18 protein-coding genes are annotated in these 14,921 nt (G+C 73.0%); 6 read left to right on the forward strand and 12 right to left on the reverse strand.

Features of this window, described 5'->3' with window-relative positions:
* Positions 1–58: 58 nt before the first annotated feature.
* Both AB0M80_RS19180 and AB0M80_RS19185 read right to left on the reverse strand, forming a co-directional pair.
* On the reverse strand, positions 59–352 hold the full coding sequence (locus AB0M80_RS19180; RefSeq protein WP_364566212.1) for a hypothetical protein: 294 nt from the start codon (positions 350–352) through the stop codon (positions 59–61).
* Between the two features lie 55 nt (positions 353–407).
* A complete protein-coding gene (locus AB0M80_RS19185; RefSeq protein ID WP_364566215.1) occupies positions 408–1,916 on the reverse strand; it encodes an MFS transporter in 1,509 nt (502 codons plus the stop codon).
* A 192-nt stretch (positions 1,917–2,108) separates the two neighbouring features.
* Between AB0M80_RS19185 and AB0M80_RS19190 the strand changes: the two genes are divergently transcribed.
* Positions 2,109–2,522, forward strand: a complete 414-nt coding sequence (locus AB0M80_RS19190; RefSeq protein ID WP_364566218.1) for an STAS domain-containing protein — start codon at positions 2,109–2,111, stop codon at positions 2,520–2,522.
* 35 nt (positions 2,523–2,557) lie between these two features.
* Here the strand turns inward: AB0M80_RS19190 and AB0M80_RS19195 are convergent, their stop codons facing one another.
* From AB0M80_RS19195 to AB0M80_RS19210, 4 genes are all read right to left on the reverse strand, one after another.
* The gene (locus AB0M80_RS19195) at positions 2,558–3,133 is read right to left on the reverse strand and encodes a class F sortase (protein ID WP_364566221.1); all 576 of its coding nucleotides are present in this window, start codon (positions 3,131–3,133) and stop codon (positions 2,558–2,560) included.
* A 4-nt stretch (positions 3,134–3,137) separates the two neighbouring features.
* On the reverse strand, positions 3,138–3,764 hold the full coding sequence (locus AB0M80_RS19200; protein WP_364566224.1) for a choice-of-anchor P family protein: 627 nt from the start codon (positions 3,762–3,764) through the stop codon (positions 3,138–3,140).
* A 585-nt stretch (positions 3,765–4,349) separates the two neighbouring features.
* On the reverse strand, positions 4,350–4,850 hold the full coding sequence (locus AB0M80_RS19205; protein WP_364566226.1) for a hypothetical protein: 501 nt from the start codon (positions 4,848–4,850) through the stop codon (positions 4,350–4,352).
* Positions 4,851–5,063: 213 nt separating this feature from the next.
* Positions 5,064–5,546 (reverse strand): DinB family protein, encoded by a 483-nt coding sequence (locus AB0M80_RS19210; RefSeq protein WP_364566647.1) that lies wholly within the window; start codon positions 5,544–5,546, stop codon positions 5,064–5,066.
* Between the two features lie 161 nt (positions 5,547–5,707).
* Between AB0M80_RS19210 and AB0M80_RS19215 the strand changes: the two genes are divergently transcribed.
* The 3 genes from AB0M80_RS19215 (at position 5,708) to AB0M80_RS19225 (ending at position 7,589) form a co-directional block, all read left to right on the forward strand.
* A complete protein-coding gene (locus AB0M80_RS19215; RefSeq protein WP_364566229.1) occupies positions 5,708–6,286 on the forward strand; it encodes an XRE family transcriptional regulator in 579 nt (192 codons plus the stop codon).
* A gap of 251 nt (positions 6,287–6,537) precedes the next feature.
* Positions 6,538–7,320 (forward strand): ANTAR domain-containing protein, encoded by a 783-nt coding sequence (locus tag AB0M80_RS19220; protein WP_364566230.1) that lies wholly within the window; start codon positions 6,538–6,540, stop codon positions 7,318–7,320.
* Between the two features lie 17 nt (positions 7,321–7,337).
* The gene (locus AB0M80_RS19225) at positions 7,338–7,589 is read left to right on the forward strand and encodes a hypothetical protein (RefSeq protein ID WP_364566233.1); all 252 of its coding nucleotides are present in this window, start codon (positions 7,338–7,340) and stop codon (positions 7,587–7,589) included.
* 148 nt (positions 7,590–7,737) lie between these two features.
* Here the strand turns inward: AB0M80_RS19225 and AB0M80_RS19230 are convergent, their stop codons facing one another.
* The 4 genes from AB0M80_RS19230 to AB0M80_RS19245 form a co-directional block, all read right to left on the reverse strand.
* Positions 7,738–8,484: a GAF and ANTAR domain-containing protein gene (locus AB0M80_RS19230; protein ID WP_364566236.1), complete on the reverse strand. Its 747-nt coding sequence runs from the start codon at positions 8,482–8,484 to the stop codon at positions 7,738–7,740.
* Positions 8,485–8,504: 20 nt separating this feature from the next.
* Positions 8,505–9,221, reverse strand: a complete 717-nt coding sequence (locus tag AB0M80_RS19235; protein WP_364566239.1) for an ANTAR domain-containing protein — start codon at positions 9,219–9,221, stop codon at positions 8,505–8,507.
* 107 nt (positions 9,222–9,328) lie between these two features.
* Positions 9,329–10,069: a GAF and ANTAR domain-containing protein gene (locus AB0M80_RS19240; RefSeq protein WP_364566242.1), complete on the reverse strand. Its 741-nt coding sequence runs from the start codon at positions 10,067–10,069 to the stop codon at positions 9,329–9,331.
* A 126-nt stretch (positions 10,070–10,195) separates the two neighbouring features.
* A complete protein-coding gene (locus AB0M80_RS19245) occupies positions 10,196–10,882 on the reverse strand; it encodes an SDR family oxidoreductase (RefSeq protein WP_364566244.1) in 687 nt (228 codons plus the stop codon).
* A 77-nt stretch (positions 10,883–10,959) separates the two neighbouring features.
* Between AB0M80_RS19245 and AB0M80_RS19250 the strand changes: the two genes are divergently transcribed.
* Complete coding sequence (locus AB0M80_RS19250; RefSeq protein WP_364566246.1) at positions 10,960–11,535, forward strand: TetR family transcriptional regulator; 576 nt, start codon at positions 10,960–10,962, stop codon at positions 11,533–11,535.
* Between the two features lie 5 nt (positions 11,536–11,540).
* Here AB0M80_RS19250 and AB0M80_RS19255 read toward each other — a convergent pair whose 3' ends face one another.
* Positions 11,541–12,695: a hypothetical protein gene (locus AB0M80_RS19255; RefSeq protein WP_364566248.1), complete on the reverse strand. Its 1,155-nt coding sequence runs from the start codon at positions 12,693–12,695 to the stop codon at positions 11,541–11,543.
* A gap of 250 nt (positions 12,696–12,945) precedes the next feature.
* Between AB0M80_RS19255 and AB0M80_RS19260 the strand changes: the two genes are divergently transcribed.
* Entirely contained in the window at positions 12,946–13,293 is a 348-nt protein-coding gene (locus AB0M80_RS19260) for a UBP-type zinc finger domain-containing protein (RefSeq protein WP_364566250.1), read from the forward strand.
* Here AB0M80_RS19260 and AB0M80_RS19265 read toward each other — a convergent pair.
* Positions 13,290–14,843, reverse strand: coding sequence for an FAD-dependent monooxygenase (locus tag AB0M80_RS19265; protein ID WP_364566252.1), 1,554 nt, complete (start codon positions 14,841–14,843; stop codon positions 13,290–13,292). The two genes, AB0M80_RS19260 and AB0M80_RS19265, sit on opposite strands and share 4 nt — an antisense overlap.
* Between the last annotated feature and the right edge of the window lie 78 nt (positions 14,844–14,921).

Raw genomic sequence — 14,921 nt, forward strand, 5'->3', positions numbered from 1 at the left:
GGCCCACCGGCCGCCTCCGCACGGGCGGCTACCCGGGGTCTGCCCCGGCTAAACGCTGTCACGGCCGGGGGCGTTCGCGAGTCCACCGGCGCCGCCCGGGCCGGTCACCGGCCGCGGCGGCGCACCGGTGGCAGAGGACGATCCGCTCGTCGCTGGTGTCGGCCAGCCACCGCGCGTCGACCCACAGCACGTGGGGGAAGCGCTGCAGGCCCGCCTTGTGCAGCGGGATCCCGCAGAGGGTCTGGTTGGTCCCCGGCCGCCAGGCGTGCACGGACCCGCCGGGCGCCCGGACGCCCTCGTCGTCGACCCAGCGGTCGGAGGCCGCGACCGCGGGTTCGGTACGTCTGCTCATCTCGTCCCCTCCGCTCGCGAGCGATGGCCCGGGGTTACCCGCGGCCCCGAGGGGCTCACGTGGAGAACGGCGACGACGCCCCTTCCGCGCGGGTGCGGCCGCGGCGGCCGACGGCGGCCAACGGCTGGGCGATGTCCTCCAGCGACTTGCCTTCCGCGTCCACCGCCAGGAACCGGGCGACCAGGCCGCCGGCGATCATCACCGCCGCGCCGAGCAGGTAGCCGACGAACAACCGGACCGGGTGCTCGCCCGTGCCGATCAGCGCGCCGTAGATCACCGGGCCCAGCGCGCCGAAGCACTGCGCGATCGCGAAGAACACCGCGATCGCCTTCGCGCGCACCTCCAGCGGGAAGATCTCGCTCACCGTCAGGTAGCCCGCGCTGGCGCCGGCCGAGGCGAAGAAGAAGATCACGCACCACGCGATCGTCTGCGTGATCGCGTTGAGCGCGCCCGCGTAGAACAGCACCGCCGTGACGGCGAGCAGGACGCCGGACACCACGTACGTCCCGGAGATCATCTTCCGGCGTCCGAGGGTGTCGAACAGGTGGCCGATGGTGAACGGGCCGACCAGGTTCCCCACCGCGAACGCGATGAGGTAGATCGGCGTGGTCTCCGACGACACCCCGTAGAACTTGCCGAGCACCAGCGTGTAGGTGAAGAAGATGGCGTTGTACAGGAACGACTGGCTGATCATCAGCGAGGCGCCCAGGACGGCCCTCGACGGGTAATCCCGGAAGAGCACCCTGGCCAAGGCCACGTAGCCGATCCGCTCGGCCGGCGTCACCTGGATCGCCTTCTTCTCGTCGACCGGCGGCAGGCTGCGGCCGGTGGCCTCCACCTCGTGCTCGATCTGGGCGATCGACTTCTCGGCGGCTTCGGACTTGCCGTGCATGATCTGCCAGCGCGGGCTCTCCGGCAGGTGCCGCCGCACGAGCAGGATCACCAGCCCGAGCACCGGCCCGATCAGGAAGCCCAGCCGCCAGCCCAGCGAGAGGTCCAGCCGGTTGAGCAGGATGTACGTGCCGATCGTCCCCAGCACGGCCCCGGCCCAGTAGGTGCCGTTGACCGCGATGTCCACCCGGCCCCGGTAGCGGGCCGGGATCAGCTCGTCGATCGCGGAGTTGATGGCGGCGTACTCGCCGCCGATGCCCATGCCGGCCACGAACCGGGTGGCGTAGAGGAAGACCACCCAGCCCACGCCGTTGCCGAGGGTCAGCGCGGTCAGGCCGCTGCCGACGAGGTAGACGGCCAGGGTGAGCATGAACAGGTTCCGGCGCCCCAGTTTGTCGGACAGGCTGCCGAAGAACAGCGCCCCGACCACCTCGCCGGCGAGGTAGATCGTCGCCAGCAGCCCGACGGCCGCCGACGACATGTTCAACGTCTCGGGCTTGGTGAGGGTGTCGGCGACCGCGCTGGCCACCGTGATCTCCAGGCCGTCGAGGATCCAGGCCACCCCCAGGGCGACCACCATCCGGGTGTGGAACGGGGACCAGGGCAACCGGTCGATGCGCGCCGGGATGAGCGTCCGCACCCCGGTCGCCGCCGAGTCGGGTGTTGCCGTCATGACAACCTCCTTGAAAGCCGAGCCGCCCCGCGTGACTTCCCGCGCCTCCCCGCGGCGAAACACGATCGGGTCGACTCGGGTGGTCACGGCTTGTGATCGGCCGGTGACCGTCATTAGCCTGACGCGGAGGCGGGTCGTGCACGAGCCGCAACTCCCGTCCGTGCCGGTCCTCCGAAGATGGGGTGTTTTCGCGTGGCGTCCTTCGGCCCCCCGCCGGGGCGATTGCGGGTCTCGTGCTCGCACGGTGAGCCGGTACTCCTGGTCCTGGCCGGCGAACTCGATGCCGGGACCGTCCTCGTCGCCGCGGGGGCCGTGGCGGCCGCGCTGGCCGGGTGCCCGGCACCGCGGGCGATCGTGCTGGATCTGGCCGGCGTGCACTTCCTCGGCGCGGCGGGGGTCCGCGCCCTGTGCGCGGTGACCGACCACGCCGCCGCCGGGAACGCCCGGCTCAGGGTCGTCACCGGCGGCAACGCGGTGGTGAGCCGGGCGCTGCGGCTGACGGGGGCGGACCGGGTGCTGGACGTCTACGTCGATCGCGGCACCGCGCTGTGCGCCGGCGACGGCCGCGAGTTCCTCCGGCTGGCCGCGCAGATGTGGAACAGCTGACCCAGACAGTCCACAAGGGACAGTTGATTACGCCGTCACCGCTGGAGTTTCGCGTACGCGATGACGTTGTCGAGGTAGTTCCGGTTCGCCGCGTCGTACCGGCCACCGCAGGTGATCAGGCGCAGCTGCGGGTCGGCCGTGTCGCCGTACACGGCTTCGGTCGGGAACGCGTTCTTCGCGATCTGCTCCACCTTCGTCACCTCGAACGTCAGCCGTCTGCCGTCGGCGCGGTCGACGTGCACCTGCTGGCCCGGCTCGAGTTCATGCAGCCGCCAGAAGATGCCTTTCCGGTGCCCGCCGTCGATGTGGCCGAGGATCACCGCGGGCCCGGCTTCGCCCGGCGTCGGGCCGTATTCGTACCAGCCGGCCTGCAGCGGCCGGTCGACCGGCGGGACCTCGACGGTGCGGTCGGCGTTGAGACCGAGCGGCACCAGCGAGGACTTCGCGTCGATGGCCGGGACGTCGAGCGCGGTCGGCAGGGACCGCGCCGGCCCGGCGGGGGCGGGCGCGGGGGCCGGCGCCGCGGGGGCCGGCGCCGCGGGGGTCGCCGGTGCGCCGCACCCGGCGAGCACCAGCGCGAGCAGGGCGATCAGGAGCGTGCGACGGGGCATCGGCTCAGCCCTCCGCCGTGAGGCTGCCGTCGCCGGTCTGAGGCGCACCGGCGGGGACGACGGCCACCTGACGGGGCCGGTCCGGCCGTGGCGGCGCCTCGGGTGCGCGTTCCCGCGACGGGCCGCAGATCGCCGACGCCAGCTTCACGTCGCCGCGGCCGAGCGCGCCGGTGGCGCTTTCGCCGAGCAGCTTGACGTGCAGCGCCGTCACTTCGAGGCTGCCGTCGTAGCGCTGGAGCTGCTCGTTGACGATCACCTCGGCCACGCCGGGGATACCCAGCCGCTGGTTCGGCGCGGTGGCGGCGGGGAGCGTGCCGAGCCGGCCGAGCTGGACACCGGCGAGGTCGCTGCTGCCGGTGACCTGGCCGTCGGCCGACGCGCAGCGGGCGCTGATCAGGCGGATCGACGGCACGCGGCCGGCGGCGGGGCCGAGCAGCGGCAGCGCCGCCTCGGCGACCGCGGCCTTGGCCACCGCGGAACCGGCGCCGGTCACGACGGAACTGGTGATCGCCTTGGCGGTGACGAGCCCCTCGAGCGGCGCGTCGGCGGCGCTCGCCGAGGCCGGGCCGCCGCCGCCGGACGCCGCCAGCCGCCCGGTGTCGACGGTGGTTCCCGCGCCGACGGCCGGCACCCCGGCAGCAGGGAAACGGTGGCCGAAGCGCCGTACGCGGACGCCGTGACAGCGTCGTCCGCCACCGCGACGCCGGCGGAAGTGGCGAGGACGGCGGCGGTCACCCCGGCCAGGCCCCCGGCTCGGAGCAGGGCTGTGCGCATGAAGAATTCCTTTCAGCGGCAACGGATGCGGGAACGCGAGCGGGGACGCGGACCGGTGACGTCGACCGGTCCGCGGGGAGAAGCCCGGCCAAGCTACCAAAATCGTCGCGGCGGGCAAGGATCCCGGGAACCGGCGACGGCCGCGGAGGTGCGCGAAAAGTGATCTCGAACCACGGCGACCACCTTGGCGTGGCCGCCCGGGCGCGGGGTTCCCGGAATTCGCCGACGGGCAGTAGTGCGCACTGCGGCATTCGAGGCGGGACCCGGCCGGATCTGACACGGACGAGTGATTACCTGGACGAGTGCGGAAGAATACGGACGGTAATGTGACCGCCACGGCCGGGTTTCCGCTGCGGGGAACCGGATTCGCGTGCGCCGAAGGGGAGTCCGGCTGCGCGGCGATCCGCGCGGTGGCCCGGCCGGGCCACCGCGCGGATCGGGGTCAGCGCTGGGCCTTGACCGCCGCGATGTAGGCGTTCGACGGGCCCGTGAACGACAGCACCACGCCGACCACCGCGGCGAGCACCGCGAGGTACCCGCCGATCGTGCTCTGCCCGGTCAGCAGCGAGATCAGCTGCAGGGCGGCCAGCACCGTCAGCACGATGCGCGCCCAGTTCCGGCCGGCGCGCAGCTTGAAGGCGAACAGCAGGTACAGCGCGGCGATGATCACCGCGATCACCACCGCGGTGATCATCGTGACGTTCACCGTCTGGTCGATCTGCGCGTCGGTGAGGTTGCCGCCGCGTTGTCTGTTCGTGTCGCGCAGGGTGGCCGCGATCTTGTCCCGGTCGGCGAAGATCAGCAGGCCGCCGATCAGCCCGATGACGGGCGCGGCGATGAACGCCCAGAAGGCGGCTTCGATCGTGCCCGGCCGCGGCGGGGCGGGTGCCTGGCCCGGCGAGGCGGAAGCCGGCGACTGCGGGTAGTTCGGTGATTCAGTCATAATGATCAAATAGCACTCTTTCGGGTGACCCGCAGGGCGAACGGGTGCGGTGTGGTCGGCCGGACCGTTCCCCACTGGGTCCCGCGCACTGGATTTCCCCTTCTCGTCGCGGCTCCACTGTGGATTTGTAAGCCGTTCCCCGGCGCGGAGGCCAAAAGCGCAAGATCGGCCGCCGGGACCGTCCACATCGGCCGGCCCCACCCGCGGGCCGGGTCAGCGGCCGGTGCTGCCGTCGATCAGCTCGCGGAGGATGTCGGCGTGCCCGGCGTGGCGGCCGGTCTCTTCGATCATGTGGACCAGGGCCCAGCGCATCGACGGCGCGGCGCGGCCGGGGCGGGCCACCGGCTGCGTCAGGTCGGTGCAGGCGTCGATGACCTCGTTCGCCCGCTCGCACGCGGCGCGGTAGCCGGCCAGGACCGCGGCGGCGGTCTCCTCCGGGCGTGGCCGGAACGTGGCGGGCCAGTCGGCCGGGTCCTCGCCGAGGAAGGTGAACCGCTCGACGTGCGTCAGGTGCCGGACCAGGCCCAGCAGCGACGTGCCCGACGGGACGCCGGGTGTCCGGACCTGCGGTCCCGGCACGTCCTGGGCCTTGGCGTCGACCGCGGCCCGCAGGTGGTCGAGGAAGCCGCGCAGCACGTCCTTCTCGGCCGGGCCGGTGCGCGGGGGCGGGGTGTCCCGCCGCCGGGGTCGGGGCATGGTGCGTCCCTCCGGGTCGTGGTGCGGGTGATCGGCGACTTCGGCGGTCGGTTCGCCGGGCGGTGTCGTCATGGCCGCTGCTCGCAGGTGTCCTGCCCGCCACCCTCACCCGGACCCGGCGGTTCCGGCACGCTTTCTTGCGGTTCCGGCAAACTGGCGGGGTGAGCGACGACTTCGAGGACGTGCTGCACGCGGTCGGTCCCCGGCTGCGGGCCCTGCGCCGGCACCGCGGGATGACGCTGGCCGACGTCGCCGCCACCACCGGGGTGTCGCAAAGCACGCTGTCACGGCTGGAGAGCGGGCAGCGGCGCGCGAGCCTGGAACTCCTGCTGCCGCTGGCCCGCGCCTACGACGTTCCGCTCGACGACCTCGTCGGCGCGCCCCGCACCGGCGACCCCCGCATCCACCTCACCCCGATCCACCGCCACGGCATGACTTTCGTGCCCCTGTCCCGGCGGCCGGGCGGCATGCAGGCCTACAAGATGATCATTCCCGGCGCCGATCGCCCACCGGTCCCGGAACACCGGATCCACGAAGGCCACGAATGGCTTTACGTGCTCCACGGAAACCTGCGGCTGGTCCTCGGCGAGCACGACCTGGTCCTGCCCCCGGGCGAGGCAGCGGAGTTCGACACCACGATCCCGCACTGGCTCGGCAGCGCCGACGGAAAGCCGGTCGAGCTGCTGATCCTGTTCGGCCGCCACGGCGAACGGGCGCACCTGCGCGCCCGTTCGCGCTGACCACGAGGTTCGTCCACAAGGGACTGTCAGGGGCGTGTTTCGCTCCGTGGCCAAAGCATCGATTCCTCATGGACTGGCCACGGGACCGCGGCACCGACCGTGACGAAGCGTTCGAGAACGTCACCACGAAGGACCCGCTCGCGACGTCCGCCGGCTCATCACGGTCGGGGGAAGCGCCGGATGGTGGCATTCTTCGAAGACCACCACGGGCTACCGTGATCGGGGTGGTCTTCGGCGGGCGGAGGGCGGTGATGGCGTTGTCGGGCGACGGTGAGGCCGGCGGCATCCTCCGGCAGCTGGACGAGGTGACCGGCGCCTTGGCGGCGCTGACCGCGGCGCTGGACGACGACGGCGAACTGGACACCTCACTGCAGCTGGTGTGCCGGCAGCTGATCCACGTCATCCCGGGCGCCGACCTCGCCAGCATCACCTTGCTCCGGAACGGGGTGCCGAGCACGGCCGCCTGTACCGATCACCGTGCCTTCGACCTCGACGCCGTCCAATACCGCGCCGGGAGCGGGCCGTGCCTGGAGGCCGCCGAGACCCGCCGGGTCGTCCGGGTCGACGTCGCCACCGCGCGCGGCCGGTGGCCGGAGTTCACCCGCAGGGCCCTGGACGCCGGCGTGGCGAGCTACCTGTCCGCGCCGCTGGCGGTCGACGCCGCGCACACCGGCTCGCTGAACCTCTACGGCCTGCACGCCCACGGCTACCAGGAGGTGGAAGGCACGCTGCTGGAGCTGTTCGTGGCCGCGGTCGAAGGTGCGTTGCGGTCCACGGCCCGCTACCTGGCCGCCCGGCGCGAAGCCGGGCAGCTGAGTACCGCGCTGGTGTCGCGGGCGGCGATCGACCAGGCCAAGGGCATCCTGATGGGAGCCCGCGGGATCTCCGCCGACGAGGCGTTCCGGCTGCTGGTCGTGCAGTCGCAGCGGGAGAACGTCAAGCTGCGCGACTGCGCCGAGCGGCTGGTCACCGCGGTGCTGCAGGGCACGTCGATAACGCGCCGGCCCGGCCGGCCTGGCGCTTGCCCGCGGTAGAGAGGACCGTAGGGGTCATGACGCCCCCGGATCCCGATGCCGACTCGCCCGCCGCGGCGGGGCGCCTGCTGCTGGATTCGCTGGCGGCACGGGTCGCGGTCGACGAAGCGGTCGGCATCCTCCAGGGCTGGCAGGGCTGCGACGCCGCACAGGCCCGCCACGACCTCACCGGCGGCGCGGGACTGGGTGCCGAGGCCGCCCGGGTCGCGGCCGTCGTCGACGCCCGGGCCGACGGAACCGCCGACCCGGATTTCGGGGACCGGGGCTGACCGTGGTCAGCCCGCCAGGTCGGCCGGGGTGAGGGTGCCGTTGGTGATGGCGCGGGGTGGCCTGGTGCGGGACACGGGCGGGGGCGTTGTCGAGGGGCCGGTGCCCGGTACCGCCGACCCGGATTTCGGGGACCGGAGCTGACCCTGGTCAGCCGGCCAGGTCGGCTGGGGTGAGGGTGCCGTCGGTGACCGCGCGGGTCACCTCACGCAGGACGAGGCGGTGCTCGGTGGCGTAGCCGGTCAAGCGAGCGCGGGCCTCGGCCAGGGTGATCCCGAGGGTGCCGGCGACCAAGCCGACGGCCTGGTCGAGCTGGACCCGGTCGTTCAAGGCCGTGACCGTGGCCTCGAAAAGCCGGTCCGCGCGGCGGTCGCCGCGCTCCTGGACCAGGGCGAGCACCGCCAGGTCGGACACCACCTGCGCCAGGTCCAGCTGCCACTGCGGCATCGTCACCGCGGTGTCGTAGAACAGGTTGAACCCGCCGACCGCGGCTCCGTCCAGCCGCAGCGGGACCGCGACCACCGAGCGGTACCCGGCCTCCAGGGCGGCGGGAACGAACTCGGGCCACCGGTCCCGCTCCGCCGCCAGATCCGGCGCGGTCACCACGGCGGCCGCCGCGATGCAGTCCACGCACGGCCCCTGCTCGATGTGGGTCTGCAGCAGCTCGACGAACCGGGCGGTTTCGTCGGAGGTCGCCACCACTTCCAGACCACGGACACCGGTCAGCAGCACGCCGGTGGCGGTCGCGCCGAGCAGCCCGGTGCCGACCTCGGTGATCAGGCGCAGCACCGTGGCGTTGTCCGGGCTGCCGACCAGGCGCGTGGTGATCGTGACCAGCGCGCCGGTCAGCTCGGCCGGGGCGGTGCCGGGTTCCCCGTCAACCGGATGGTCGCTCATGTTGTCTCCTGGTGAGGGGGTCATTCGGCCAGCTCGTCCAGGGCGATGAGCCGCTCCAGGACGTCTCGGGCGACGTCGAGGACCGACCGGTCCTGGCTGAAGGCGTGGGCGCGCAGGCGGGCGAAGGCGTCGTCGAGGGTGACTTGCAGCTGGGCGGCGAGCATGCCGGTGGCGATGTTGACGTCCTGGTAGGAGGCAACGGGACGAGGCGCGAAGTCTTGGCCCGCCCGTTCCGCCTCGAGGGACTGGCGCAGCAGGGCCGCCGTGGCCAGGTCCGCCGCCAGCGCGGCATCCCGCTGTTCGGCGCTGGCCAGTCCGCCGGGACGGCGGCGGACCAGCTCGAGGGTGCCGAACTTGATCGCCCCGAACTGGAACGGGAACGCGAACACCGCCGCCACACCCAAGGCGAGCGCCGCGTCGGCGAATCCCGGCCAGCGCACCTGCTCGACGCTCAGGTCGGGCACCAGCACCGGGCTCCCGCCCTCGAACGCCTCGACCCCGGGGCCCTCGCCGACGGTGTACTGCAGTTCCGCCAGTTTCGCGGCCCACTGGTCGCTGGCCCCCAGCACCTCCTCGGAACGGGCGCTGCCCCGCAAGGCCAGGATGGCCGCGTCGACCTGCTCCAGCGTGTCCACACACGCCAGGCACACCGCTTGCGCCCAGCTCTCGCGGCGGCCCGGTACCTCGGCGGCCGCGGCGATCGCCCGCCACAACCGCTCCCGAGGTTCTCCATCCACCGTTGCGCCCTCTCCACGCTGCGGGCCACCGAGCCGGCACCCCGAACCGCCAGCCTACGAGACGCCGCCGGGCCGGGCAGCCCGGCCACGCCCGCGGCCGGCCCGGCTCAGGAGTTCAGGACGTCGGCGACGAACCGCTCGGCGACCTCGCGCAGCTTCACGTTCTGCTCCTGAGACTGCTTGGCCGGCAGGCCGAACGCGTCGTCCTCGGAGATGCGGTGCACGGCCATCAACATGCCCTTCGCCTGGTCGATGACGGCCCGCGAGGTCAACGCGCTACGCAGCTGCCCCACGGTTTCCCGGGCGGTCACGTAGCGGCGGGCCGCGCGCAGGGCGGCCTCCGCCGCGGTGGTGTACAGCTCCAGCAGGGCCGCGTCCAGGGCGCCGAACCCTTCGTCGCCGGCGCTGTAGAGGTTGAGCGAGCCCTGGTACTCGCGGTCGATGGACAACGGCGCGGACAGGTAACCGGCCACCGCGGTCTCGCCGGCCGCGGCGGTGAACTCCGGCCACCGGCCGGCCGCCTCGCTCACCTTGACGCGCTGGACCGTCCCGGCGCGGGCCGCCTCCAGGCACGGGCCCTGACCGGCGTCGTACTGCGCCTGATCGATCCGGCGCGCCTCGTCGCCGGTCGACGTCGCCGTGTAGGGCCCGCCATCACGCACCAGAGTGATGCTGGCCATGTCGGCTTCCGGCACCGCGTGCACCGCCTGCCGGCACACCCGCTGCAGCACCACCGGCAGTTCCTCGTCCTGCTCCAGGGTGGTGCTCAGCCGTTCCAGCGCGCCGGTGACGTCGTCGACCCGCCGGACGGCGTCCTGTTCGGCAAGGTGATCCTGCGGCACGTCCATCGCCTGGCCTCCCGGTCGCCGTCGTCGCGCAGAAGCACCGTCCGCCGGAGCGCGCACTGGTGGCGGGGAAAGCCCACCGCGGCCCGCCGTACGTCCACATTGGACGGACGTCGGCGATACCCGGCGTCAGCGGGTGAGGAAGCCGCCGTCGACGAAGAGGTCGTGGCCGTTGATCCCGCCGTTGCGGAGCAGGAACTCGGTGGCGTCGGCGATCTCGTCCATGGTGACCAGGCGCCCGATCGGCGTGCGCTCGGCCTGGTGACCGAGGTCGGCGTCGCGCCATCGGGGACTGTCGCCCACCAGGCCCGGGTGCAGCGCGTTGACCCGGTGCGGGGCGAGCTCGACGGCGAGTGTCTTCACCAGTCCGGTGACGGCGCTGTTGAAGGTGGTGACGACGGTGGAGCCCGGGTAGGGCCGCTCCTTGGCCAAGCCGCCGAAGAGGACGACCGAGGCGTCCGGGGTGAAGCGCTCCCGCAGCACTCTGACGGCTTCCGTGTAGCCGACCAGCTTGGTGGTCACCGCGGTGATGGCCTCGGCGATGTCGAAGTTCTGCAGCGTGTTCGGGCGCTGGTGGCTGGCCGTGATCACCAGGTGGTCGAGCGGCGGCACCTCGGCGGCCGAGGCGGCGATCGTCTCCGGCCGGGCGAGGTCCAGGCCGAAGCCGGTCACCGCGGGCCCGATCTCCTTGGCGACGGTCTCGGCGCGGCCCGCGTCGCGTCCGGCGATCACCACGGTGCCGCCCCGGTCCGCGTGCCGCCGGGCGATGAAGCGGCCCAGCCCGTCGGTGCCGCCGATGATCATCATCGTGCTCATGAGCTCCCTCAATCCTATTGACCACTTGGTCATTAACGAGGATAGGCGCTTGCTGACCAGTGGGTAAATTGGGTGGCATGAACCGACGCCCCCACCGGCGCGATCCGGAAGGCCACCGCCAGGCCATCCTGGACGCGGCCCGCACGTGCTTCGGCGAACGCGGGTTCGCCCGGGCGACGGTGCGGGAGATCGCCGCGCGCGCCGGGGTCACCCACGGCCTCGTCCTGCGGCAGTTCGGGTCGAAGGAGCAGCTGTTCCTCGCCGCCGTGCCGGGCCACCGGGAGCTCGACGAGGTGATCGCCGGCGACCCGGAAACGCTGCCGGACCGCGTCGCGCGCGCCTACGTGGAACGGATGGAGGCCAACGCCGCCGTCGACCCCCTCGTGGTCCTGCTGCGCAGCATCGCCTCGGACCAGCAGGCGGCCGCCAAGCTCTACGGCGCGATGGAGGCGAGCAGCATCCGGGCCTACCGCGAGGTCATCCAGGGCCCGGACGTCGCCGCGCGCGTCGCGATGCTCGGTGCGCAGCTCATCGGCGTGACGGTCAACCGGTACATCGCCCGGACCGGGCCGCTCGCCGAGATGCCCGTCCCCGTGCTCACCGAGCACTTGACCCGCGTGCTGCGGCACATCCTCTTCGGCTCCGGCGGGTGATCGCCCTAACGGAGGCGGGCGAGGTAGACGGCGCGCACGGCGAGGGTGCGTTCGATCTCGTCGATGATCGGGGCGAAGAACTGCCGCCGGTGGTCGGCGTCGCTCATCGACGTGACGGCGAAGTACATGCTGCCGAAGGCCGCGAGCAGGGTGGCGTTGCGCAGCAGGGCGACCGGGACGGCGGGAAACACCTTCGAATACTCCGGTGCGGCCGTGACCCACTGTTCGGCGACTCCGGGCGTCACGACGATCAAGCCCAGCACGAGGAAGAACGCGAACAGGGCCGCGCCGATCACCACCGCCTGCATGAGCTGGCGGGTGGCGAGCATGACCAGCAGGTTGCGTTTCTGCCGCCCGTTGAGGGTGACCGCGCGGACCGCGCCCTCGGTGATCGGGACCTCCGCCAGGGGCGTGCCCTGGCACGCCGCGGTCAGCATGGCCGGGCGGAGGTCCTGCTCGACCCGGCCGGTTTCGTCGCGGAGCCGGGCCGCGGCGGCGAGGACGGTGACCGCGGCGAAGAGGGCGACGACGAGGGCCAGCCGCCACCAGGGGAGCTGGTTCATCAGCTGCCAGAGTTCGCTGGTGAAGAACAGGAACAGGGTGGCGAAGAGCAGGACGGGCAGGGCGCGGCCGAGGACGTGGACGCTGTTGCGGAGGTCGTAGACCGTGTGCCGGAGAGCCTGGCGCAGCAGGGTGCCGAAGCCGTAGGTCGTGGCCAGCAGCGTCGCGGCGAACGCGGCGGCGAAGAACAGGACGAACCCGAGGAGGCCGAGGGCGCGGGAGCCGGGCGGGGTGATGGTGCCGTCGAAGGCGAGCTGCAGCAGGGGCACCGCGACGGGCATCGTGGCGTAGGCCGCGAGGATGGCGATGGTGGCCGGCCGGGAGAAGCTCGGCATGCGCCGGGTGAACGCCGACACGGCGAACCACGCCGTCAGGGTCACCACGAACACGATGCCGAGGAGGATCCAGCGACCGGAGCCGGCGGTCTTGAGGGGGACGAGCCAGGCGAGGCTGGCGAAGGTCACGAACGCGAGCGCCGGGAGCATCCGCGGCAGGATGTGCGAGAAGAAGCCGTAGCCGTCGATCATCGTCGGCATCCCGCGCTGGAGGAACCAGCGTTCGGTCCGGCGGATCACGGCGCGCGACGCGGTGAACGGCATGGCGTGCTCAACTCCCAGGCGCGGGCCGGGGCCTGCCGGCCCAGCCGGAGTGCATTGTAGACAGTGGGACGCCTGGGGGTGCCCGGTGGCCGTCGACTGCGCGGCGGCCCCCACGCCAGGCGAAGAGGGCTGCGGCGGGCGCCGGCAGCGGGCTGATCGCCGCGGGTGTGCCGATCGCCGAACCCGGCGCGGCCGCGCACCGAGCCGGGGCCTCGGTGCGCGTCGTCCGCGTTCGGGGCAGACTGTCGGCATGGCCGAACTCGAAGGAATCGACGTCACCGCACCGCCGAGCGGCACGGGCTGCGCGGAGTGCCTGGCCGTGGACGGCTGGTGGGTGCACCTGCGCCGCTGCGCCCAGTGCGGCCACATCGGCTGCTGTGACACCTCACCGGCCCAGCACGCGACCGCGCACCACCAGGCGACCGGGCACCCGCTGATCCGCAGCTTCGAACCGGGCGAGGACTGGTTCTACAGCTTCGAGACGGGCGAGGCCTACGACGGTCCGGCCCTGGCGCCCCCGGAGCACCGGCCGGTCACGCAGCCGGTGCCGGGTCCGGAGGGCCGGGTCCCCGCCGACTGGCAGTCGCACGTGCACTAGCCCCGCCGCCGCCCACCGGCGGCCGTCCCGTGGTCGGCCTCCACCGGGACAGGGGCGCGGAACCACCGGGTGACGGCGTGTTCGAACGAGCCGCGGTCCGGGGAGCGAGCGCCGGTCCAGGCGACGATGCCGTCCGGCCGGACCAGGACGGCGCCGAAGCCGAGGTCGTCGCGCGCCGGGCCGGCCGCGTACCGGATCCGGCCGGCGTGGCGCAGGGCCACGTCGCGCAGGCGTCCGTCGGCGCTGAAGTCGAGGGCGACGCCGCGGCCGTCCCGCATCAGGTCGCCGAGGCGGGTGCCGTCGGCCAGGGCGAAGTCCGGCGCGTTGTGGCCGGTCAGTGGCTGCTCGCCGCCGAGTTCGTAGCGGATCGACGTCCCCGAGGTGCGCTCGAAGACGTACGTGGTGCCGTCGCGGGTCGTCAGCAGGTCGCGCACCACGGCCTGGATCGCCCGCGAGTGCGGATCCGGCCGCATGATCGCCACTTGGGCGCGCGACCAGCCGAGCACCCGCGCACCGACCGGGTGGCGTTCGGCGGTGTAGGTGTCGAGCAGGCCTTCCGGCGCGTGCCCGCACACCGTCGCCGCGAGCTTCCAGCCGAGGTTCACGGCGTCGCCGATGCCGAGGTTGAGGCCCTGCCCGCCCAGCGGCGAATGGATGTGCGCGGCGTCGCCGGCGAGCAGGACGCGGCCGCGGCGGTAGGTGGTCGTCTGCATCGCCCGGTCGGTGAAGCTGGAGGCGAAGTGCACCTCGTCGAGCGTCGCGTCGGTGCCGGAGACGCGGCGCAGCACCGCCTGGAGGTGTTCGCGGGTCACCGGCCGGGACCGGTCGTACGCGCCGCCGTCGAAGTCCAGCACGCCGAGGTGACCCGGCTCGGACATCGTGACGTACATGCCCGCCGGGGTCAGGGTGAAGCCCCGGCGCAGCTTCCCGGGATCGGCGAGCGTGGCCAGCGCGAGGTAGCCGGTGAACTGCGGCTCGGTGCCGGCGAAGGCGAAGCCCGCGAGCCGGCGCACCGTACTGCGTCCGCCATCGCAGCCGACGACCCAGCGGGCCGGGTACCGGTGCTCGCCGGCCCGGACGACGACGGTTTCGCCGTCCTGGGCGATGGCCGTGACGGCGACGCCGCGCCGGATCTCGGCGCCGAGCTCGCCGGCCCGCTCGGCCAGCACCGTCTGCACCGCGTCGAGGCTGGTCATGATGCCGTCCATCGCCGGGCCGGGAAGCCGGAAGGGGAAACGGGAGAGGTCGACGTCGGCCGGGTCGAGGGGCGTACCGGCGAAGTGGCCGACCGACCGCGGGGGTGCCGGCTCGTCGGCGCCGGGCAATTCGTCCACGCCCGACGCGGTCAGCAGCGGTGGCAGCATCCCGCGGCGGTAGAACGCCTCGACCGATCCGCCGGACAGGCCCCGCATGCCGAGCGGGAAGCTCCGCCACGGCGAACGCAGCTGCGGCTCCCGTTCCAGCACCAGCACCGAGCAGCCCGCGAGGCCGAGCTCGCAGGCGAGGAACAGGCCGACCGGGCCGGCTCCCACGATCACTACGTCGTCCACGGCGAAACTCCTTCTCGACGGACGTCCTTGAGGTACGCCGAGACTGACCGCCGCCGCTCACACGAGCCGCACACGGCG

Origin of the sequence: Amycolatopsis sp. NPDC051045, assembly GCF_040682955.1 — a bacterium.
GTDB lineage: Bacteria > Actinomycetota > Actinomycetes > Mycobacteriales > Pseudonocardiaceae > Amycolatopsis.

Excerpts from the sequence above, each read along its gene's own strand:
- AB0M80_RS19205 (WP_364566226.1), bottom strand. The coding sequence starts at position 4,850 with ATGACTGAATCACCGAACTACCCGCAGTCGCCGGCTTCCGCCTCGCCG.
- AB0M80_RS19185 (WP_364566215.1), bottom strand. The coding sequence starts at position 1,916 with ATGACGGCAACACCCGACTCGGCGGCGACCGGGGTGCGGACGCTCATC.
- AB0M80_RS19210 (WP_364566647.1), bottom strand. The coding sequence starts at position 5,546 with ATGCCCCGACCCCGGCGGCGGGACACCCCGCCCCCGCGCACCGGCCCG.
- AB0M80_RS19255 (WP_364566248.1), bottom strand. The coding sequence starts at position 12,695 with ATGCCGTTCACCGCGTCGCGCGCCGTGATCCGCCGGACCGAACGCTGG.
- AB0M80_RS19230 (WP_364566236.1), bottom strand. The coding sequence starts at position 8,484 with ATGAGCGACCATCCGGTTGACGGGGAACCCGGCACCGCCCCGGCCGAG.
- AB0M80_RS19195 (WP_364566221.1), bottom strand. The coding sequence starts at position 3,133 with ATGCCCCGTCGCACGCTCCTGATCGCCCTGCTCGCGCTGGTGCTCGCC.
- AB0M80_RS19180 (WP_364566212.1), bottom strand. The coding sequence starts at position 352 with ATGAGCAGACGTACCGAACCCGCGGTCGCGGCCTCCGACCGCTGGGTC.
- AB0M80_RS19260 (WP_364566250.1), top strand. The coding sequence starts at position 12,946 with ATGGCCGAACTCGAAGGAATCGACGTCACCGCACCGCCGAGCGGCACG.
- AB0M80_RS19225 (WP_364566233.1), top strand. The coding sequence starts at position 7,338 with ATGACGCCCCCGGATCCCGATGCCGACTCGCCCGCCGCGGCGGGGCGC.
- AB0M80_RS19250 (WP_364566246.1), top strand. The coding sequence starts at position 10,960 with ATGAACCGACGCCCCCACCGGCGCGATCCGGAAGGCCACCGCCAGGCC.
- AB0M80_RS19245 (WP_364566244.1), bottom strand. The coding sequence starts at position 10,882 with ATGAGCACGATGATGATCATCGGCGGCACCGACGGGCTGGGCCGCTTC.
- AB0M80_RS19240 (WP_364566242.1), bottom strand. The coding sequence starts at position 10,069 with ATGGACGTGCCGCAGGATCACCTTGCCGAACAGGACGCCGTCCGGCGG.
- AB0M80_RS19220 (WP_364566230.1), top strand. The coding sequence starts at position 6,538 with ATGGCGTTGTCGGGCGACGGTGAGGCCGGCGGCATCCTCCGGCAGCTG.